This is a genomic window from Streptomyces abyssomicinicus, assembly GCF_008974245.1.
Classification (GTDB): domain Bacteria; phylum Actinomycetota; class Actinomycetes; order Streptomycetales; family Streptomycetaceae; genus Streptomyces; species Streptomyces abyssomicinicus.
The window spans coordinates 1,742,661-1,761,852 of the sequence record NZ_BBZI01000005.1 but is presented as its reverse complement, the minus strand read 5'-3'; the positions used below and the strand labels follow the sequence as shown (position 1 = coordinate 1,761,852).

18 protein-coding genes and 3 pseudogenes are annotated in these 19,192 nt (G+C 70.2%); 14 read left to right on the top strand and 7 right to left on the bottom strand.

Annotated elements, in window-relative coordinates; translation table 11 throughout:
- Positions 1–311 precede the first annotated feature (311 nt).
- Positions 312–821 carry a hypothetical protein gene (locus GBN72_RS07490; RefSeq protein ID WP_151770771.1) on the bottom strand — a complete coding sequence of 170 codons (510 nt, stop codon included), beginning with the start codon at positions 819–821 and terminating at the stop codon, positions 312–314.
- Between the two features lie 387 nt (positions 822–1,208).
- Here GBN72_RS07490 and GBN72_RS07485 point away from each other — a divergent pair, with 387 nt between their 5' ends.
- Positions 1,209–1,496 carry a hypothetical protein gene (locus GBN72_RS07485; RefSeq protein WP_151770770.1) on the top strand — a complete coding sequence of 96 codons (288 nt, stop codon included), beginning with the start codon at positions 1,209–1,211 and terminating at the stop codon, positions 1,494–1,496.
- Positions 1,497–1,748: 252 nt separating this feature from the next.
- Here the strand turns inward: GBN72_RS07485 and GBN72_RS07480 are convergent, their stop codons facing one another.
- Positions 1,749–3,125 (bottom strand): serine hydrolase domain-containing protein, encoded by a 1,377-nt coding sequence (locus GBN72_RS07480; RefSeq protein WP_151770769.1) that lies wholly within the window; start codon positions 3,123–3,125, stop codon positions 1,749–1,751.
- 102 nt (positions 3,126–3,227) lie between these two features.
- Here GBN72_RS07480 and GBN72_RS07475 point away from each other — a divergent pair, with 102 nt between their 5' ends.
- Complete coding sequence (locus GBN72_RS07475) at positions 3,228–3,923, top strand: TetR/AcrR family transcriptional regulator (RefSeq protein WP_151770768.1); 696 nt, start codon at positions 3,228–3,230, stop codon at positions 3,921–3,923.
- Positions 3,924–4,196: 273 nt separating this feature from the next.
- Here GBN72_RS07475 and GBN72_RS07470 read toward each other — a convergent pair whose 3' ends face one another.
- From GBN72_RS07470 to GBN72_RS07460, 3 genes are all read right to left on the bottom strand, one after another.
- Positions 4,197–4,799, bottom strand: coding sequence for a hypothetical protein (locus GBN72_RS07470; RefSeq protein WP_218042020.1), 603 nt, complete (start codon positions 4,797–4,799; stop codon positions 4,197–4,199).
- Positions 4,800–5,016: 217 nt separating this feature from the next.
- Positions 5,017–5,208 carry a helix-turn-helix transcriptional regulator gene (locus GBN72_RS07465; RefSeq protein ID WP_151770767.1) on the bottom strand — a complete coding sequence of 64 codons (192 nt, stop codon included), beginning with the start codon at positions 5,206–5,208 and terminating at the stop codon, positions 5,017–5,019.
- Complete coding sequence (locus GBN72_RS07460) at positions 5,205–5,543, bottom strand: hypothetical protein (protein ID WP_151770766.1); 339 nt, start codon at positions 5,541–5,543, stop codon at positions 5,205–5,207. Before GBN72_RS07460 ends, GBN72_RS07465 begins: the two co-directional genes overlap by 4 nt.
- 523 nt (positions 5,544–6,066) lie before the next feature.
- Between GBN72_RS07460 and GBN72_RS34790 the strand changes: the two are divergent.
- The 4 genes and pseudogenes from GBN72_RS34790 to GBN72_RS07440 form a co-directional block, all read left to right on the top strand.
- Positions 6,067–6,204, top strand: a pseudogene (locus GBN72_RS34790) (IS21-like element helper ATPase IstB); the annotation flags it as partial.
- Between the two features lie 135 nt (positions 6,205–6,339).
- Positions 6,340–7,716, top strand: coding sequence for a tetratricopeptide repeat protein (locus tag GBN72_RS07450; protein WP_151770765.1), 1,377 nt, complete (start codon positions 6,340–6,342; stop codon positions 7,714–7,716).
- A 282-nt stretch (positions 7,717–7,998) separates the two neighbouring features.
- Positions 7,999–9,477 carry a Gfo/Idh/MocA family protein gene (locus tag GBN72_RS07445; RefSeq protein WP_151770764.1) on the top strand — a complete coding sequence of 493 codons (1,479 nt, stop codon included), beginning with the start codon at positions 7,999–8,001 and terminating at the stop codon, positions 9,475–9,477.
- A gap of 53 nt (positions 9,478–9,530) precedes the next feature.
- Entirely contained in the window at positions 9,531–10,472 is a 942-nt protein-coding gene (locus GBN72_RS07440) for a beta-sandwich domain-containing protein (RefSeq protein ID WP_151771008.1), read from the top strand.
- Positions 10,473–10,538: 66 nt separating this feature from the next.
- Here the strand turns inward: GBN72_RS07440 and GBN72_RS07435 are convergent, their stop codons facing one another.
- Positions 10,539–11,351 (bottom strand): DeoR/GlpR family DNA-binding transcription regulator, encoded by an 813-nt coding sequence (locus GBN72_RS07435; RefSeq protein ID WP_151770763.1) that lies wholly within the window; start codon positions 11,349–11,351, stop codon positions 10,539–10,541.
- Positions 11,352–11,630: 279 nt separating this feature from the next.
- Between GBN72_RS07435 and GBN72_RS35105 the strand changes: the two are divergent.
- The 8 genes and pseudogenes from GBN72_RS35105 to GBN72_RS07395 all read left to right on the top strand — a co-directional run.
- Positions 11,631–11,798 (top strand): annotated as a pseudogene (locus tag GBN72_RS35105) (carbohydrate ABC transporter permease); the annotation flags it as partial.
- 56 nt (positions 11,799–11,854) lie between these two features.
- Complete coding sequence (locus GBN72_RS07425; protein ID WP_151770762.1) at positions 11,855–12,805, top strand: SIS domain-containing protein; 951 nt, start codon at positions 11,855–11,857, stop codon at positions 12,803–12,805.
- Positions 12,798–13,496 carry an ROK family protein gene (locus tag GBN72_RS07420; RefSeq protein WP_151770761.1) on the top strand — a complete coding sequence of 233 codons (699 nt, stop codon included), beginning with the start codon at positions 12,798–12,800 and terminating at the stop codon, positions 13,494–13,496. Before GBN72_RS07425 ends, GBN72_RS07420 begins: the two co-directional genes overlap by 8 nt.
- Positions 13,477–14,319, top strand: a complete 843-nt coding sequence (locus tag GBN72_RS07415) for a class II fructose-bisphosphate aldolase (protein WP_151770760.1) — start codon at positions 13,477–13,479, stop codon at positions 14,317–14,319. Before GBN72_RS07420 ends, GBN72_RS07415 begins: the two co-directional genes overlap by 20 nt.
- A gap of 211 nt (positions 14,320–14,530) precedes the next feature.
- Positions 14,531–15,556, top strand: coding sequence for a DMT family transporter (locus tag GBN72_RS07410; protein ID WP_151770759.1), 1,026 nt, complete (start codon positions 14,531–14,533; stop codon positions 15,554–15,556).
- A gap of 3 nt (positions 15,557–15,559) precedes the next feature.
- On the top strand, positions 15,560–16,495 hold the full coding sequence (locus GBN72_RS07405) for a LysR family transcriptional regulator (RefSeq protein ID WP_151770758.1): 936 nt from the start codon (positions 15,560–15,562) through the stop codon (positions 16,493–16,495).
- Positions 16,496–16,783: 288 nt separating this feature from the next.
- Positions 16,784–16,924, top strand: a pseudogene (locus tag GBN72_RS07400) (response regulator); the annotation flags it as partial.
- Between the two features lie 169 nt (positions 16,925–17,093).
- The gene (locus GBN72_RS07395) at positions 17,094–18,545 is read left to right on the top strand and encodes an FG-GAP and VCBS repeat-containing protein (RefSeq protein WP_246212299.1); all 1,452 of its coding nucleotides are present in this window, start codon (positions 17,094–17,096) and stop codon (positions 18,543–18,545) included.
- 319 nt (positions 18,546–18,864) lie between these two features.
- On the opposite strand, the gene GBN72_RS35100 is transcribed toward GBN72_RS07395, so the two are convergent.
- On the bottom strand, positions 18,865–19,014 hold the full coding sequence (locus tag GBN72_RS35100; protein WP_246212298.1) for a DUF5946 family protein: 150 nt from the start codon (positions 19,012–19,014) through the stop codon (positions 18,865–18,867).
- Positions 19,015–19,192: the final 178 nt, after the last annotated feature.

Genomic DNA, 19,192 nt, shown 5'->3' with positions numbered 1-19,192 from the left:
CGAGGGCGGAGTGGAAGGCGCGGCGGCAGCGGCAGCCCCTGCCGTGACGACCAGGCACAGGGCGAGAGACATGGCGGTGTTCACGACCGGTTGGATTCGCATGGCGACCAATCTCCGCCCGGGCGGGTGCCCGGAACATTCGCCGGCAGACGGACGCCACCCTGGTTCCACCCGAGTGACTTCTCGGCACCTCGTCAGGGTCGGCCGGGCACGGACGAGACCGGGACGCACCACGTTCGTCGGCCGCGCCGTGCCGGGAGGGCAGCGGATCCTCCCTGGCCGACGGGGACTCGCGGGTCGGTCTGTGTGCATCAGGCGGGCGTATCCGCCGGTTCGGCGGGAACCGTGGGGTGGTTCGCGAGGCGCCGGGCTTCGGCCATGACCTCGGCATCGACCTGAGCCGCTGCTTCGCCGCCCTCTTCGAGCATGCCGTACTCGTCATCGAGCTCCGCGAGTCGCTCGGTCAGAGGCAGCTCGTGCCCGTGGCGCCGGTGCATTCTGGAAGTGAACTCCCACGGTTGCAAGTCGCCGGCGAGCATGCGCCGCGCGAGCGCTCGCACGGCGGCTTCCTGGCCGGCCTCGCCGCCGACCGGATGGAAGGTGAGGCCGAGTTCGGCGAGTGCCGGGGGAAGCAGGTCGTGGACGTCGTAGTCCGCCTCGGCGCGGGTGCAGGCGGCGAGGATCCGAAGGCTGGGGGTGTCGAGTCCGGCGACCAGCGCGTCGCAGGCGGAATCGACGACCTCGCTCGCACTGATCTCCCCCACACTCCAGAGGGCGGCATGGTCCTGGAGAGCGATTGCTGCCGCTTCGGTCGACGTCACTCGTCCATGATTCCCTTCGCGGTGCGTCCCGGTCGAGCGGATTGGGTCGAAGGTGCTGTTCAGCGGCCTGTACCGGCAGCCGTCCCAAAGCCTCGGTCACCTTCACGCGCACGCTGCCCTCTCGTGTCGGCTGATGTCGGCCCGCACGCGGTGACGCAGGCTGCCGGCACGCGGTGACGCAGGCTTTCGAGTGATCGGTGCCCGGAGGCCGTAGCGACGGCGTCGCCCAGCAGGTTGTGGCGTGCATGCGCACCGGGGATCGCGAAGACCGTCACCGTCGTCGCCGCGGCCGTGGCACTCCTGGCCGGGGTGGCCACGGACGCCGGGGCGGACGTGCGGCATGGGCCGTGCGGGAGCGCACGCCAGCCCAGGGACCGGGTGTGCCTGATGGCGGAAGACCCGCGGGGCCCGCTGCTGTTCCTGCACATCGAGACCCGCGAGGGACACGACTGGGGATGGACGGACGGGCTGGTCGCGGACGGCGGGCGCCTCTGGATGGAGACCCGCCACAGGGGCAGGACCACCCGCAAGTTCCGCCGCCAGGGACCGAACGACGGCACCTCCGCCATGACCCGGCTATCGACTCCGGCGGTGTACGACGGCCCCGGTTACCAGGCCCGCGCCTGCGCCGACGGGCCCCGCGGCCGCCGGAGGACCTGCACCCACTGGTACTGATCCGCCGGGCACGGTCCGCAGGGGCACCGACGGGGAAGGTGGCCGGGTCGGCTCCGTCCAGGATCGCGTTCGTAGCGTGCTCGCGGGCTTCCCGCGGCCCGATGTCCGGCGCTCCGGCTCGGCCGCACGGGTCTTGCGTCCTGTGCCCATGAGCCGGCTCGGTGGTCCACGGCCCGACGCCGACGACGGGGCTGTCCCGTTGCTCATCGTTGGCCCGTCTCGGCGACGCGGGATGTCCCTGCCCGCGCCGGATCAGGATGCTTCCTCGACCCGGCTGAAGAGACGGCCGGCGAGGTCGACACCTGTGACCGCGCCGTCGGCGTCACGGGAGAAGTAGCCGCGCTGCCCTGTGAGGCCGCCGTCGGTGACGATGTACTCGTCGCCGTCACCGGGGAGGAAGCCGATGGGCGCGGCCGGGTGGTCCGGGGGCATTTCCTCGTCCGACGCCTCGCGGATCTCCGGCTTGATCCCGACCGCCAGGGTGAGACGGGTGCCGTCGGTGGCGATGTCGAGGTTCATGGCGTCGATCTCGTAGCGGCCGACGACCTGTTGGGCCTGCCCCTCGTCGTAAGGGAGCGGCTCGGGCGTGTCCTCGACGACGCCGAGGTAGTTCTCGAGCGCCCACCGCACGACGGACTGGTTGAAGGAATGGCCGTGCGGGCCGGCGTTCGCCAGGGAGACCACCGCGAAACCGCGCTCGGGCACGATGAGCAGCTCGGCGAACTGGCCGTTGCCGGAGCCGCCGTGGCCGATCCCGTGCAGGCCGTCCAGGTCGCGCAGGAACCAGCAGATGCCGAAGCCGTCGCCGAGCGTGCTGGCGCGCAGCCCGACCGTCTGCTCCCGCATGCGGTGCAGCTCCGCGGTGGGCAGCACGCCCTCGCCGTCACCGAGGTGGAAACGTGCCCAGCGCAGCAGATCGCTCACCGAGGAAGCGAGGCCGCCGCCAGGGTTGTCGCCGCGCGCGCCCTCCTTGAACGCCCCCCAGGGCCGGGCGGGGCGCAGTTCGCCGTCGTCGCCGCGGTTGTAGCCCACGGCGAACTTGCGGACCATCACCTCGGACAGGCCGTACACGGTGTCCGCGAGGCCCACCGGGTTCAGGACGAGCGAGGCCATGGCCTGCTCGAAGGGCTGGCCCGTGACCTTCTCGATGATCCGCCCGGCCAGGTTGTAGCCGGCCTGGCTGTACGAGGCACGTGCGCCGGGAGGTGCGATCAGCGGCAACTGCGGCAGCTTCGCCACGAGCCCGGCGAGGGAGCGGTCGCCCTCGCCGTCGTCGATCAGGTTCCAGTCCAGGCCCGCGGTGTGGTTGAGCAGGTTCAGGACGGTGATCTGCCCTGCGGCCTGCTCGTCGGCGAGTTTCAGCTCGGGGACGTAGCGCCGCACCGGTGCGTCCAGGTCCACCTTCCCCTCGGCGACCAGGCGCATCAGTGCGGTCGCCGTGAAGGTCTTGGACACCGACGCCACAGGGAACAGCGTCTTCTCGTCGGCCGGCAACGGGTTGCCGAGGCTGGTCACGCCGTGAGAGGCGTATATCTCCTGACCGTCCAGGAGTACCCCGACGGCGACGCCCGGCACGGCGAACTCCGTGGCCTGCGTCGTGACGAACTCTGACAGCTGGTCCTGCGACATGGCTCCCCCTTCGCGCACTTGAACTAAGTACGAGTGCAACGTAGACCACGACTTGAACAAAGTGCAAGAGAGAATGAACTAAGTGCAAGTAAGGTGTTGGCCATGGCGCGAGACACACTGACCGCAGACCGGATCATCCGTGCGGCGATCGGGCTGCTCGACCGCGAGGGAATGGACGGCCTCAACATGCGGAGCCTTGCGCAACAGCTCGGCTCGGCCGCCACGGCCGTCTACTGGCACATCAAGACCAAGGACGACCTGGTCCGGCTCGCCGGCGACGCGATCTGGCACGAGGTCGAGCTGCCCGATCTCGACGCCACCGACTGGCGCACCGCGGCCACCGCCCACGCCGGCGGCATGCACGCGATGCTCACCCGGCACCCCTGGCTCGTCCAGGCCTTCGGCAGCCACCTCTTGCACGGCCCCGGCCAGGCCCGGCACAACGACCTCGGCCTCGCCATCTACGAGAAGGCGGGCTTCACCGCGGACGACGCGGATCGGGCGGCCGCCACCGTGTTCACCTACGTTCTCGGCAGCGCGCTCGGGCCTGCCGCGCAGGTCTCGCTGAACCGCCGTCTGAGCAAGAACGGCGCGAACGCCGAGCAACTGATGGCCGACGCCATGACACGCGCCACCGAGACCGCCAGGCAATTCCCGCGCCTACGCGAGCGCCTCGACACCCCGGCCGCCACGGAGTACGCCGCAGCGCCCGACAACACCTTCGCTTTCGGCCTTCAGTGTCTCCTCGACGGCTTCGAGGCCCGCCTCACCGCCGACCGCACCGGCCCGCGCGGGTGACCCGCGCCGGACAACTCCCGCACGTACAGCCCACTGCCCCTCCCCGGCCTGGGGGGAGAGGCATGCCTCGAGGGCACCCGACCGCCGGCGCCTCCGCCGAGGCCGTAGAACGCCTGGCCGTCGCCGCCCACCTCACCGGCGCCTGGTCTCCTGCCAGGCGTGGTTTAGTTCGGCCGCCTCCTGGCGCATGCCCTGCCACTGGGATGCGGTGAGGCGCGCGGGATGAGGTGGGCACGGCTCGATCATGCCTGAGCCGCGCCAGGACGGTCCGGCTCAGGGAGCCAGTGCTGCCGTCACCCGGGTGAGGCGGTCCGCCGGCATGGCGAAGTCGTTGGCGGGGTTGCGGAACGAGTAGCGGCCGTCGTTGATCCGTTGACCCTCCTCGTTCATGGTCCAGCGCGTAGGGCCACAGGGACCTTGGCCTTCCAGCAGAGCGGCCGCAAGCTGTTCCGGGTCCTCAACGGCGGTTCGGGCGCGCAGTGCTGCCGCCAGGCGTTCGGCGGCTACGGCGGCGTCTCCGAACGCGGGTAGCAGGAGCAGCAGGCGACTGTCCGGGTCGGTGGTGGAGCCGCCGCCCAAGCCGTTGTCCGCGGCTGCCGCCAGCTCGGGCCAGGCCAGGCCGGGTCCCATGAAGTGGCCGTCGTCGTTGGCGAGCAGTTCGGCGCGTTCCCAGTCGGGGTGATGCAGGGTGTAGTCGGTACCCGCGTCTCCCTCAAGGTTGCGACAGATGATGTGCAGGCGGCCGGCGGTGACCGGGACGGTGAAGGTGGGCCAGTCCGCGCGTCCGGACATCCGGCGATGGAAGTCCTCCGCAGCGTCGTAATCGGCACCGAGCAGGAGCTCCTCGGCCTCCTCGCTGTGCACACAGGTGCCCAAGCCAGAAGAGGGGTTCCTCGAGAAGTTCGGGAAGGTGGGCCAGAGGGCCGCCGTCGTAGCCCGGGATCCGATCCGGGTGCGTGCCTGCGCTGTTCGTCACACCGCCCATCATGCCGCTGACCTCTGTCATTGCCCGCAGGAGGCCGACGACGACGTGGTCCCCGGAACCCAGGCACGCAGGAACGCAGGAACGCAGGAACGCAGGAACGCACTGGGCTCAGTCGTCGAGAAAGAGCTCTTCGATCCTCATGCCGAAGAGCTTGGCGAGACGGAAGGCGAGGGGGAGGCTGGGGTCGAACTTCCCTGTTTCGATGGCGTTGACCGTCTGCCTGGAAACGCCTGCACGCTGAGCCAGGTCGGCCTGCGTCCAGCGCCGTTCGGCGCGAAGGTCCGTGATGCGGTTCTTCATCGGTACCGGACCTTGCCGACGACGAAGGCAATCATGAAGACGACTCCCATGAGCGCGGGGAGGGCGGCGATGTCGACATCGCGGGCGACGAGGTCGGCGGCGTCCGCAACAACGTAGGAGAACCCGACGACCCACCCCACGCCGAGGGTGACCGCCAGCGCGTCCTGCATGATCTTCCGTTGCAGCTCATCGAGCGCGCGGAGGAAGCGTATGAAGGCGACGATCCAGCCGACGCCGACGGCGAGATTGACGGCAACGGCGGCCCAGCTCGCCACCCGCTGGGGCGGATCCCACAGCAGTTGCGGGCCGAACTTGGCCAAGGCGAGGGTTGCCACCCAGGCGAGTGTCCAGAGCACAAGCCGAGTGGTCGCCTTGATCTCGTTATGCGCTTGCACGGGCGCCGTCCTTCGATGCGATGTAGCGATGTCAAGTGGACTTGACACGCTACGAAGCGCCACGCCTCGATGTCAAGCGTGCTTGACATCGAGCACGTCGGGTTCATCCAGCATGGCCGTAGTCGGTTTCGGCGGGGCGAGCTCAGCCTGATGCCTGGCCCGGCGGGTCCGGGGCAGGCTGTGTTCGAGGTAGGAGCCCCTCGCCCCCGGGGGGCCGATAACCTGTCCGACCTGGTCGGCGAACAGGAACTCGCCGCTTTCCCCTTGCCGGCTTCCGCTGACATGCCGGACAGAAACGTCCCGCTCGGGATACAGCGAGTCAACGGTCTGCGCCTGCGAGTCGGCCTCCGCCTGCGATGACCTGCGGTCTGGCCTCGGCCACCGGCACACCTTCCTCGCACCTGAACGGTCAAGGCAGCACCTGGAAAACCGGGGTGCCACCGCGAGAACCAACTAGGACCCCAAGGCCGTCACCGACCCACAGCTCTGCGCGGCCATCGTCGACCGACTCACCTTCAACGGCACCTTCATCGAGACCGGCAGCGAGTCCTACCGGCTGGCAACCACCCGTGCGCGCTCTGAACAACAGCAGGTCAGCTGAACCGCCTCCGAGGACTTGACCGACATCTCCAGGCACTTCAAGCCGGAAGAGTTGCCGGCACTGGCCGACATCCGTTCTTCGTTTTCGCCTACGCAGCCAACGGTGGTGTCGGCGACTGCTTCTACGCTTCCGGCCGTGAACACAGACGAACTTTCATGGCAGGTCAGCAACTACGGTGGGCTTGCTCCCGTGAAAGTCACTCGCCTGCTGGAAGACGGTCACCTGGACCTGGTGATTCGGGCGGCACGGGAACGCGGCGAGTGGTTCTGCGCGGAGCGTGCGGTGCAGGAACTGTGCCGGTCGGGTGAGTTCGGGCCGGCGCTGGAGGTGATGGAGCCGTTCGTCGCGACCGGGTGGCGCGCAGCTCTGTGGGTGAAGGCGGAGATCCTGCTTCGAGCGGGCCGGGTGGATGAGGCTTTGGATCTGGTGCGCCCGGACGAGGAGGGCCGTGATGCACAGGCCGTGTGCCGGAACGTCGCCGAGCTGCTCGCCAGGGCAGGGTGTGTGGATGAGGCCATCAACCTGCTCGAGCCGCACCTGGGTGAGTCGTGGATCCGGGCGGTCCTGGTGGAGATCACCCATGGCAAGGGCCGTGACGAGCGGGTGCTGGAGCTGATCGCCCCGCACGCCGAAGCCGCACGGCGAGCCCGCGCCGAGGGCCGATGGGACCACTCCCCCTCGGAGGCGCAGGAGCTCCAGGCTCAGGTGTTGGAGCGCGCGGGCCGCGCCGACGAGGCGATCCGGATCCTCGGTGAGGACGTGGCCGGGCGCCGTTTCCTCTCGGAGAACACCCTCACCGCCTACGCTGAACTACTGGCACGCCACGGCCGTCTCGACACACTGCGCACGTTGGCCACCGGACAGGACGCACGCACCCTCCTGCACATCTACGCAGGTGCCCTGCGAGACCACGGCCGGACCCAGGAGGCCGAGACGGTGATGCGTGAGGCCATCGCCGCCGACGACTGGGTCGGCCACCGGGCCTGGCTCTCCTCGGCCTTGTTGCGCGACGGCCGGCTGGACGACGCGATCACCGTGGCCGAACCCGGCTTCAGCTGGTACGACTGCTCCAACCTCCTGGCCCCACTCGTCCACCCCCTCCATGACCGGCCCGCGGAACTGCTCCACCTCTTGGACCATCCCCTCACCGTGCCCCACCACGGCCACGAGGAGTTCCGGCACGAGTGGCGGGCCTTCGCGCTGGCCCAGCTCGGCCGCGTCGAAGAAGCCATCGCTGTGGTCGAAGCCCACCCCGATCCGTGGACCAACCCCCGCATCGTCAGCGCAGGTCTCCTCAGCACCGCCGGCCACCTTGCTGAAGCCGCGGCAGAACTGCGGGCCCTGGGCACCGTCGAAGCACGTCAGGCCCTGTTCGACATCCTGGTCCGGCAAGGGCGGGCAGCCGAGGCAATCACCATCCACCCCACAGTCGCCGAACAGCGTGCAGCCGAGGAAGAGACCGATTCCGCCCCTCTTGGGGAGGACGGGTACTCCGTGGAGCCCCCCTTCTAGTGTGGCGCTGTCACGCCCGCATCAGGAGCGAGGCGGAAGTGACTGTCGCTTGGAGAACTCGGCAGTCCTGTCGTACCGGGTGCCGACGCCACGCCACGGGTCGTGTTCTTGCTGGTGCCGCCGCGTTTCCCGACCCGGGAGGCCTTCCGGAGCCTTGACGCGCCTCGTTTGCTTGTTTCTGATCGAATACCGGGTTCTTCGAGCATCTATTGACAGGTGGTGTCGACGCCACCACAGTCGTCCTCGCCAGTGATGCCCGTCGCGGATCAGAGGAGCTTCTTCATGCCCGAAATCCCCGCAGTCTCACGCCGTTCGCTCCTGGGAGGGGCTCTGGCCACGGGGGCGGTGGCGGTCGGCGCCGGCACCGCCCAGGCGAAGCCCGCCGAACCGGGCGCGGCACTGCAAGCCCCCACCCCCAGGCGCAGCAGGGGCCAGAAGTCGATGATCGGCGTCCCCTACGACGTCCATGAGACCGTCCGCGTCGGCGTGATCGGCATCGGCAACCGCGGGAGCGGCATGGGCGAGGGCTGGGCCGTCGTGCCGGGCTGCCGAGTCACCGCTGTCTGCGACATACGCGAGAACCGTGCGAAGGCCCTGGCGGACCGCATCGTCGCCCTGGGCGAGCCCCGCCCGGCCGAGTACGGCGGCTCCGAGGACGCGTACACGCAGATGCTGAAGCGCGACGACATCGACCTCGTCTACATCGCCACGCCCTGGGAGTTCCACCACCGTCAGGGCAGGGACGCGCTGCTGGCAGGCAAGCACGTCGTCGTCGAACTGCCCATCGCCACCGAACTCGACGAGCTGTGGGATCTCGTCGACACCTCCGAGCGCACCCGCCGGCATCTGATGCTCTCGGAGAACTGCTCCTACGGCCGCAACGAGCTGGCCATGCTGAAGATGGCGCACGAAGGGCTGTTCGGCGACGTCACCAACGGCCACGGCGGGTATCTGCACGACCTGCGGAGCCTGCTGTTCTCCGACACCTACTACACCGGTTCCTGGCGTCGCCTGTGGCACACCCGCAGCACCGCGTCCTTCTACGCGATGCACGGCCTGGCTCCGGTCGCCGCCGCGATGGACATCAACCGCGGCGACCGCATGACCGTGCTGCGGGCCACCGCCACCGAGCCCAAGGGCCTCGCGGACTACCGGGAGCGGTTCGTCGACAGGTCCCATCCCTCGTGGAAGGAGACCTACATCAACGGTGACCTGGTCACCTGCCTGATCGACACCGCCAAGGGCCGCGTCATCAGGGCCGAGCACGACGTCAGCTCGCCCCGCCCGTACAGCAGGATCAACAGCCTGGCCGGCAGCCGCGGCATCTTCGAGGACTACGCGGGCACGTCGTCGACCGGGGGACGGATCTACGTCGAGCCGGACCACAGCGGGCATTCCTGGCGCGACTTCGACTCCTACCGCAAGGAGTTCGACCACTGGCTGTGGAAGAAGATCGGTGACGACGCGGCGAACAACGGCGGCCACGGCGGCATGGACTACGTGCTGCAGTGGCGCACCGTTCAGCTGATGCGCGCCGGGCTCGTGCCCGACATCGACGTCTACGACTCCGCTTCCTGGTGCTCACCCGTACCGCTGAGCGTCAAATCCCTCGCCGCGGGCGGCCGTCCGGTGGAGGTCCCCGACTTCACCCGCGGCTCCTGGGTGAACCTGCGCATGGGCCTGGACTCCCGTGAGACGAACATGCCGCCCGTTCGCCTGAGTCCCCTCTCCCGCCCGACCGGCAGAAGGAGCAGTCCGTGAGAACCGTCCGTGTGTTCAGATCCCTCGGCGCCGCAGCGGTCGCAGCGTTGGTCATGATCGTCCCGGCGCCCGCCGCGGCAGGCGCCGAACCTCCGCCTGAGCCCGTTGCCGCGCGGACCGAGGTGTCGATCTCGTCCGTCGACCTCGACGGTCCGGCCGTCTCGATCGTGAAGGTGACTGTCAAGAACGCCGGACCGCAGCGGATGCGTTCGCTGAGGGTGTCGTTCGCGGGACCTGTCGGCTGGGCCGTCCAGCCGGCCGTCGCCGGTGTCGCCGGCACCTTCGGGGTGGATGCCACCGCCGCCGCGGAGTTCCGGATCCAGGTGCCCGAGCAGCGCGACGGGTTCGCCCTGCGCACCTTCACCGCCACGGCCACCTACGCCGGTGGTGACGGTGCGGGGTCGGCGACCGCCACCCGGACCCAAACCAACGGCGCCCCGCTCGCGGACCTCGCGGCCGCCTACAACAACGTGGGCATCACCGACGAGGGCAACACCGGGCCGGGCGACTACGACGGCGAGGGCAACAGCTTTTCCGCACAGAAACTGGCCGCCGCCGGGCTGGAGCCGGGAGGCCGGGTCGAGGCCCTGGGCGCCGAGCTGACGTGGCCGGACGTGGCACCCGGCACCAAGGACAACGTCTCCGGTGCCGGTCAGGCGATCACCCTGAGCGGAAAGGGCAGCAAGCTGGTCCTCCTCGGCTCGGGCGTCACCAGCGGGGCCACCGGCACGGCCACGGTGTACTACGCCGACGGCACCAGCACCCGCGGCTCGTTCGGCTTCCCCAACTGGTCCTTCGACCCGGCCGACGCCCACGGCGCGACGCTGGTGGCCTCCGCGGACGGCCGCAACCGGCCGGACGGTTACGGGAACGCGGGCATCGCCTATCGGGTCTTCGCCCACTCCGTCCCGCTGGACCCGGCGAAGCAGGTCGAGTTCGTGGTGCTGCCGTCCAACAGGAACGTCCATGTCTTCGACATGGCCATCGCCCCCTGAACGACCGCGGCGGCGAACGCGCGGACAGCCTGGCGGCCCGCCCCGTGCGGGCCGTCGGCCTTCGCGTCAGACGGCGTGGACCTTGATACCGGCCTCGGTGAGCCGAACCGCCGTCTCGGCGGGGAGCGCGGAGTCGGTGACCAGGACGTCGACGCGGTCCAGCCCGCAGATCCTCGCGAAGGCGCGCCGGCCCATCTTCGAGGAGTCGGTGGCCACGATGACGCGGCGCGCCCGCTCGGTGAACAGGCGGCTGATGCTGGCCTCGTCCTCCTGGTGGGTCATCAGTCCCAGCCGGGGGTCGACGCCGTCGACCCCCAGGACCGCGACATCGAGAACGACCTCGTTCAGCACTCCCGCGGTGAGCGGTCCCACGAGTTCGTACGTCTGGGGGCGGGCCACCCCGCCGGTGACCACGATCTTCACCCGGGGACGCACCGCCAGCTCACCGGCGATGTTGAGCGCGTTGGTGACGACCGTGAGCAGCGGTGACGAGGTTTCGGCCGGGTCCCGGCGCTGCCGCTCGCCGCGGCTACCGCCCGTGCGCAGCGCCAGCGCCCGCGCCACCTCGGTCGTCGTGGTGCCGCCGTTGAGGCCCACCACGTCGCCGTCGGCGATCATCTCGGCCACGGCCGCCGCGATGCGCTGCTTCTCGGAGGCGTGGCGGGAGGATTTGTAGCGCAGCGGCAGTTCGTAGGAGACCCCGTGTGCGACGGCTCCGCCGCGGGTGCGGACCAGCATCTGCTGTTCGGCCAGTTCGTCGAAATCTCGGCGGATGGTCGCGGGCGACACGTCGAGCGCGGTGGCGGCTGCGTCGACGTCGAGCCGGCCTTCGGCGGCCAGCAGTTCCAGCAGCTTGCTCCACCGATCGTGCTTGGACATGTGTCGGGCTCCCTCGGCGTCGGTCCTGCGCTCTTGACACGTTAAGGGATGTCCGGGCCAGCACTGAACGAGAGAAGCGCCGCGCGTGAAGATGCTCGATCTTCGAGAGTCTGTTGCTGAAACGAACATTCCGTCGCCCTCCTCCTGCACCTTTCACGCCAGAGCCCTAGACCGCGAGCTCCTCCCTCCTGAATACTGCGGCGTAATCAATGCTCAGTGCTGCTTGAAAGGCGCTATTAACGATCAACTTCGTGCACACCTCCTCTTGGCGGCCTGTGCGAGAGCCAGCCCCTGACGGTCGGCATCAACAGCTTCGTCGGCAACTGCACCGTCCAGCGGAACTACCTGTTCGCCGCGTCCGTGATCGCGATCGTGCCGGTCGTGGTGCTCTTCGCCTTCATCGAACGCCATGTGGTGTCCGGACCCACCGCCGGCTCGGTGAAGTAGCCCGGCCCGCCGCACCGCACCCAGCTCCGCCCCCTCCGACGAAGGAGTGCACCACCATGTCCGCCCTCTCCTCCTCCCGCACCTCGGCCGAGATCGCCTCCCAGCCCGCCGTGTGGCGCCAGGCCGCTGCGTCGCTGCCACGCGGGAGCGACGCCCTCCCCCGGCGGGGGGAGCGCGTCGCCGTCGTCGGCTGCGGCACCTCCTGGTTCATGGCCCAGTCCTACGCCGTCCTGCGCGAGACCGGCGGTCACGGCGAGACCGACGCCTACGCGGCCTCGGAGTTCCCGTACGGAAGGCACTACGACCGCGTCCTCGCCATCACCCGCTCCGGCACCACCACCGAGGTCCTCGACCTGCTGCGGCGCGTGAAGGGCACCGTGGCCACCGGCGCCGTCACCGCCGACCCCGCGACCCCCGTGATGCGAGCGGCCGACGCCGTCACCGTCCTGGACTTCGCCGACGAGGAGTCGGTCGTCCAGACCCGGTTCGCCACCGCCAACCTCGCACTGCTCCGCGCCCATCTGGAGGCGGAAGGCGCCCTGCCCGCCGGCGTCCGGCCCCTGGACGCCGCGATCCGCGACGCCGAACGGGTCGTCCTCGAACCCCTCGGCACCGCCGTTCTCGGCGCCGAGCAGTTCACCTTCCTCGGCACCGGCTGGACCTGCGGCCTGGCGCTGGAGGCCGCCCTGAAGATGCGGGAGGCAGCCGGCGCGTGGACCGAGGCGTACCCGGCGATGGAGTACCGGCACGGGCCCATCAGCATCACCTGTCCGGGCCGGGTCACGTGGGTGTTCGGCGAGCTCCCGGAGGGACTGGCCGACGACGTCGCCCGGGTCGGCGGCACCCTGGTCGCGGACTCGGCCGCCACGCCGGCCGCCCTGGACCCGCTCGCCGACCTTGTCCGTGCCCAACGCCTGGCTGTCGCACTCGCCGAGGCTCGCGGCTACGACCCCGACCGACCCCGCAACCTCACCCGGTCCGTCGTCCTCCAGGACGGCCATGCCTGAGGGACACCGCGGGTACGACTGCGTCCTTGCCCTCGACGTGGGCGGCACCGCGCTGAAGGCCGCGCTCGTCGGCCGGGACCTCGCTCTCGTGCCGGAGCGGCGCCGCACGACCCCGCGGGCCGAGGGCGCCGACGCGGTCGTCGACGCGATGACCGAGACCCTCTGCGGCTTCGCCCGCCGGGCCGCCTCCCTGGACCTGACCGTCCGCCGTGCGGGCGTCGTGGTCCCCGGCGTCGTGGACGAACAACGGCGGACCGTGCTCCACTCCGCGAACCTCCGCCGGCATGACCTACCGCTCGCCGATCTCCTGGAGGCCCGCACGCGCCTGCCCGTCACCCTCGGCCACGACGTCCGGGCGGCAGGGGCCGCCGAGTGCGCGCTCGGCGCGCGTGCCGTCGTGGTTTCGTCGGGCCCCGACGGCCTCCAGGCGCTCACCCCGGACGGCGGCCGGCGCGCCGCACCCCCGGAGCGGCTGGTCGGCAATCCCACCGGGGCGGGGGACGCCGGTGTCGCCGCGCTCGCCACGGGGCTCGCCGACGGCCGACGCCGGCCGGACATCCTGCGCGAGGCCGTCGCCCTGTCGGCCGCCGCCGTCCCCTGCTCCGTGGCCAGCGACTTCGACGCCGCCACCTGCCGACGTACCCGCCCCGACGTATCCGTGGAGGCCATTCATGCCCCTCACCCCCACTGACGCCATAGTCGCTCCCGCCTCCCGGTCCGGTGCGGGTGTCGGGGCGTTCAACGTGGTGCAGCTTGAGCACGCCGAAGCCATCGTGAGCGGGGCCGAGGCCACGGGGCTGCCCGTGATCCTCCAGATCAGCGAGAACACCGTCCGCTACCACGGCGCGCTCGCACCGATCGGCCTCGCGTCCCTCGCGATCGCCCGCGCGGCCCACGTCCCCGTCGCCGTCCACCTCGACCACGCGGAGTCCGTGGATCTGGTGCGCGAGGCCGTGGAACTCGGCTTCACCTCCGTCATGTTCGACGCCTCCAGACTCCCGTTCGAGAAAAACCTGGCGGCGACCCGGGAGGTCACGAACCACTGCCGTGCTCGTAACGTGTGGGTGGAGGCGGAGCTCGGCGAGGTCGGGGGGAAGGACGGTGCGCATACTCCGGGGGTACGCACCGATCCGCAGGAGGCACGCGCCTTCGTCGCCGCCACCGGGGTCGACGCCCTGGCCGTGGCGGTGGGCAGTTCCCACTCCATGGTCACGCGGGACGCCGTCCTCGACTTCGCACTCATCACCCGGCTGGACGACGCCGTCGGCGTCCCGCTGGTCCTGCACGGCTCGTCCGGGGTGGCCGACGCAGCACTCGTCCACGCGGTCGATGCCGGGATCACCAAGGTCAACGTCTCCACGCACCTGAACAAGGATTTCACCCGGGCCGCCCGGACCTGCCTGGAGGCACACCCGGACGTCGTCGACCCCCGCGCGTACCTGGGCCCCGCCCGAGACGCCGTCGCCAAGGCGGTGGCACACCTGCTGCGGGTGCTGCGCGGCGGGCACGGCTGAGGCGCGTCGCACCTGCAAGCCGTCGGTGGCCGAGGGGACAGCGTGCTCCACCGCCGCAGGCCGATGTCGCCGAGGTCTCCGTATCACGGCCAGTGGCCCCGGACAGGGCCTGCGCCCCTTCCTCGACCCGACGCCCCGGATAAGCGCGACTAACGGTTTCTGTCGCAAAGACTAAATGGAACTTCTCGTTCCGGGCGAGGATGCTGGACGCATGCAGCCACGCCTCCTTTCCTCTCATTTCTTCGCCCTGACCGGCACTGTGGTCCTGTGGGCCTCGGCCTTTCCCGCCATCCGGGTCGGGGTCGACGGTCTGGGAGTGCAGGCTCTGTCCTGTCTACGGATCGCGATCGCTGCCGTTGCACTGCTGCTGGTGGCGCCCTTCGCCAAGGTCCGCGTTCCCCGGTCCCGCGATCTGCCCATGATCGCCTTGTGCGGGGCGACCGGCATCACCGCCTACCAGCTCCTGCTCAACTGGGGCGAGGTGAACGTGGCAGCCGGTACGGCGAGCCTGTTGATCGCGATCGTCCCCGCCTTCAGCGTGCTGCTGGGAAGCCTGTTCCTCAAAGAGCGGCTGAGCCGCGACATCGTCCTCGGCAGCGTCGTCGCGCTCGCCGGCGCGGCCATCGTCAGCATGGCCAAGGGCGCCGGCGGGTTCACCGTCTCCGCCCTCATCGTCCTGGCCGCCGCCGTCGTCCAAGGCGTGTACCACGTCGCCACCAAGCCCCTGCTGCGTCACTACACCGGTCTGGAGGTCGCCACCTATGCGATGGTCGCCGGCACGGTCTTCGCCCTGCCGCTGGCCCCCGCCACCTGGCACGCGACCCTGCAGGCACCGGTCGACGCCTTGGCCTCCGTGCTCTACCTGGGCCTGCTTCCCTCCGCGCTCGGCTTCGTCATCTGGGCCTACGCCGTCGCCCGACTGCCGCTCGCCACCTCCACCGCGGCCCTGTACCTGGTCGCGCCGGTGGCCCTAATCATCTCCTTCGTCTGGCTGGGCGAGGTACCCCACTTCATCGAGCTGGTGGGCGGAGCGGTCAGCGTCGCGGGAGTGATCATGATCAACCGGCGCGACCCGGCACAGCGCCGCAGCGGAGAGCGGGGAGGTGCCACCGGCCGTCCGGCGGCCGGTCAGCCCGTGGCCACACATGACCAGAACACCCGCCGCGATCCGCACCGCATCGCGGAACCCGTCTCCGGCCCCGGCCCCGGCCCCGGCCCCGGCCCGATCAAGGAGTAGCCCGTGCTCGACGTACGACGCCTGCGCATCCTCCAGCACCTCGCCGCGTACGGAACCGTCGCGGCCACCGCGGAGGCCCTCCACCTGACCCCACCAGCGGTCTCCCAGCACCTTGCCGCCCTGCAGAAGGAGGCCGGCACACCGGTGGTGGAGAAGCAGGGACGCACACTGCGGCTGACCGCAGCCGGCGAACTGCTGGTGGCTCACGCCGAGATCATCCTTGCGGAACTCGCGGCAGCCGAGTCCGGCCTGGCCGCCCTGCAAAGCGGTCGGCGCGGCATCGTGCGGATCACCGCCTTCGCGTCCGCCGCTCGCACCCTCATCGCGCCCCTGTGGCAACGCCTGGCCGACATCGACCCCGCCCCCGAGCTGTCGCTGCGGCTGTCCGTGCAGGAACCCGACGAAGCTCTCGACGAACTGCACAAGCGTGCCACCGACCTCGCCCTGGTCCACAGCTACACCGTGCTGCCACGCACCTTCTCCGCCGCCTACGAGCAGGCTCTCCTCATGGAGGAACCGGTGCTGCTCGCCCTGCATCCCCGCCAGGCCGGCGAGTGGGATCTGCAGCCCGGCCAGCCGGTGGACCTGTCCCGCACGGCAGACCTGCCCTGGCTCACCCCAGGACCGGAAACCTCCTGCTACGAAATGATCCAACGCGCCTGCGGCTCGGCGGGCTTCGTCCCGGACATCAGGACCCGCAGCAGCGACTTCGGCGTGCTGGCGGCCCTGGTCGCCGCGGGAGCGGGCACCGCCCTCATCCCTCGCATGGCACTACCCGACACCACCGAGTCCCTCAGCCTCCACCCCTTGCTCCACCCCGTCTCCCGGTCCGTCTTCACCGTCAGCCGCGCAGGAACCGGTAAGCGTCCCGACCTGCGGCGCGTACTGCAACTGCTCCACGACCCAGCCGCGAACCCCGGCACCGAGCGACTCGCATGAACGGTCCTTCGACCGCCCAAGATCGGGCGTGCACGGGTCTGCGGCTCCCTGAGTTCCGCCGGGTCATGGGCGGCGGCCGGTGCCGAGGTCCTCCCTGCGCCCGCGGCGCCCGACGTGCCAACCTGTGAAGAGCGAAATCAGCCGTGTGCGTCAGCTGCTGTTCCGAGCCATTGTCCGGCAACGTTGCGCGGCAACACGGCGGCAGCGCATAGCTCTTCGCCCCGTCCACCACGCCCTTCCTCCGTCTGATCCGACGGCAACATCTGTTGCCGTGACGCCTCCTCGCTCGCGATGGGCGCGGACCCCGAGCACACCGCCCGTGGCTACGCCGCCGGCGCAGTCGACTACATGAGCAAGCCCTTCGATGCCTGGGCCCTGCGCGCCAAGGTCGCCGTGTTCGCCGCAATCCACCTTGAACGTCGAGTCTGACTCGGTACCCGGTGCCGAGTCGGAGGGGCCCCGGCGGCATGAGGCCCGTGTGCCGCGCCGGTGTGCCGCCGGGCGGCCCCCTCAGCAGCCGTACAACCATCGGACGAAGGTGCGAGTCATATCGCGCACGTCAGCTTTCACGTCCCGCGCCATCACCCTGGAGCCTGCCTTGCGTCCCACTCGCACCGCCGCCGTCGCGGCCGTCCTCGCGGCGGCGGTCACCGGACCCTTCGTGATCGCCCCACCCGTGGCCGCCGCACCTGCCAAGCTGTCCGACGACTTCAACGGTGACGGCTACCGGGACCTCGTCGTCCTCGGCGGCAAGTTCCGTACCGACCAGCGGCTCACCGTCGTCTACGGAACCTCTTCCGGGCCCGGCAGCCGGGTCCAGACCATTCACCAGTCCTCCCCCGGCATCCCCGGCACCGTCGAGCAGGACGACAGGTGGGGCGAGTCCGCCACCACGGCCGATCTCGACCGCGACGGATACGCGGACCTGATCGTCGGAACGCCCTGGGAGGACGTCGGCACGGTCACCGACCAGGGCGGACTGACCGTGATCTGGGGCTCCGCCAAGGGGCTCGGCTCCGGCACCTACCTCAGCCGCCCCATGGAGAATCCGGACGAGCACCCCGGCCTCCACTTCGGAAACGCCCTCGCGGGGGGCGACTTCGACGGCGACGGCGACATCGACCTCGTCGCGAGCAGTCTCAGCGAGGCGGGCGTGGTCCTGCTCAAGGGCCCCTTCACCCGGTCCGGCGGATACGAGGGCTACGAGACCCTCGGCGGCGACTATCCCGGCCTGCTGAGCACGAAGGTCCTGGTGGCGGGGCCGGTCACCGACGACGCGGCCACCGACCTGTACATCCTCGGGGGCCAGCTCCGGGACGAGGAGGACAGCCAGCGCGCCTACTTCCACCGGGGCGGTGCCGACTTCGCCTCCTCCGCCGCTTCGGTGCCGATTCCGGAGCCCTCCCCGCTGGACGACGGCCCCGGCCTGTCCGACGCCGCCATCGGCGACTTCGACAAGGACGGCTACGGTGACCTGGCCGTGGGGCGGGGCGTCGAGGGCGACGGGTGGAACCCCGGTTACGTCTTGGTGCAGTACGGCGGCTCCGCCGGGCCCGACACCGGCCGTGCGCTGGTGAAGCTCACCCAGGACACCCCGGGGATACCCGGAACCTTCGAGAGCGGCGACTACTTCGGCCACTCCGTCGCCGCGGGAGACGTCAACGGTGACGGATACGCCGACCTCGCCGTCGGCACCCCGGGCGAGAACATCGGCACGGTACGCAACGGTGGCGCGGTCACCGTCCTGCTCGGCGGTGCCCGCGGACTGTCCGGCACCGGGGCCCGGGTCTACGACCAGGACACCTCCGGCGTCGCCGGAGCCGTGGAGGCCAAGGACGCCTTCGGACGGGCGGTCTCCCTCGTCGACCACAGCCGCGACGGACGTGCCGACCTGGTCGTCGGAACCGACGAGCGGGCGGGGGACAGCACCGGCATGGTCCACCTCCTGAAGAGCTCCGGCTCACGCATCACCGGCACCAACTCCCGTCACTACACGGTGAACACCCTCGACCTCCCCTACGACACCTTCGGATATCGCCTCACCCGCTGAAACCGCGCTTGGGGGAACTGGTGCGCCTCGTGGGCCTGTTGGGCCCGCTGGGCCTGCCGGGCCTGTTCATGGACAGCAGCCCGGAGATGAAGGTGCGGTTCAGGGACGCCAGTAGGTGCCGAACACGCTTTGGAGATCGTGCCCGAGCTGAAGGACCAGCGTGAGGCCGTCCGTGTGAAAAAGCCGCTCGGGGAAGACGGAGAAGCCGGCCTTCGTCCAGGGCGGCCGGCTCCGGACTCGGACACCGGCACAGCGACGACCTCACTGCTGCCAGAGAGCAACCTCGCGTCCCCATGCGTGGTCATACCGACGCGACCTCTCACCTGATCCTGCGAGGCCGTGGCAGCACGGCCCATTTCGAAGGCCAGTACGATGCCTGCCGCGAATGGTCCGATGCGAGCAAGGCATGGAACAGCTCGTCACAGGACCGCGGGTTCGTCGGCGCACCGCACTCCGCGCAAGGTTCCATGCCTTCTCCTTGGCCCTCGAAGCAAGCCTGGTGAGACTCCAGCCTGACCAGCCCTGAGACGTGATCTTGGAGGTAGGGCCGGTGGGGAGACGGGGACGGCCACCGGTGATCGCGGAACACCCAGAGGTTACCGGGCCCTCCTCACCGACCTGAACCGGAAGAGAAGCCGTCGGCAGAA

Coding starts and splice junctions, on each gene's coding strand:
- GBN72_RS07485 (WP_151770770.1), top strand. CDS start 1,209: ATGGCGGAAGACCCGCGGGGCCCGCTGCTGTTCCTGCACATCGAGACC.
- GBN72_RS07480 (WP_151770769.1), bottom strand. CDS start 3,125: ATGTCGCAGGACCAGCTGTCAGAGTTCGTCACGACGCAGGCCACGGAG.
- GBN72_RS07475 (WP_151770768.1), top strand. CDS start 3,228: ATGGCGCGAGACACACTGACCGCAGACCGGATCATCCGTGCGGCGATC.
- GBN72_RS07465 (WP_151770767.1), bottom strand. CDS start 5,208: ATGAAGAACCGCATCACGGACCTTCGCGCCGAACGGCGCTGGACGCAG.
- GBN72_RS07445 (WP_151770764.1), top strand. CDS start 7,999: ATGCCCGAAATCCCCGCAGTCTCACGCCGTTCGCTCCTGGGAGGGGCT.
- GBN72_RS07440 (WP_151771008.1), top strand. CDS start 9,531: ATGATCGTCCCGGCGCCCGCCGCGGCAGGCGCCGAACCTCCGCCTGAG.
- GBN72_RS07435 (WP_151770763.1), bottom strand. CDS start 11,351: ATGTCCAAGCACGATCGGTGGAGCAAGCTGCTGGAACTGCTGGCCGCC.
- GBN72_RS07425 (WP_151770762.1), top strand. CDS start 11,855: ATGTCCGCCCTCTCCTCCTCCCGCACCTCGGCCGAGATCGCCTCCCAG.
- GBN72_RS07420 (WP_151770761.1), top strand. CDS start 12,798: ATGCCTGAGGGACACCGCGGGTACGACTGCGTCCTTGCCCTCGACGTG.
- GBN72_RS07415 (WP_151770760.1), top strand. CDS start 13,477: ATGCCCCTCACCCCCACTGACGCCATAGTCGCTCCCGCCTCCCGGTCC.
- GBN72_RS07410 (WP_151770759.1), top strand. CDS start 14,531: ATGCAGCCACGCCTCCTTTCCTCTCATTTCTTCGCCCTGACCGGCACT.
- GBN72_RS35100 (WP_246212298.1), bottom strand. CDS start 19,014: ATGGAACCTTGCGCGGAGTGCGGTGCGCCGACGAACCCGCGGTCCTGT.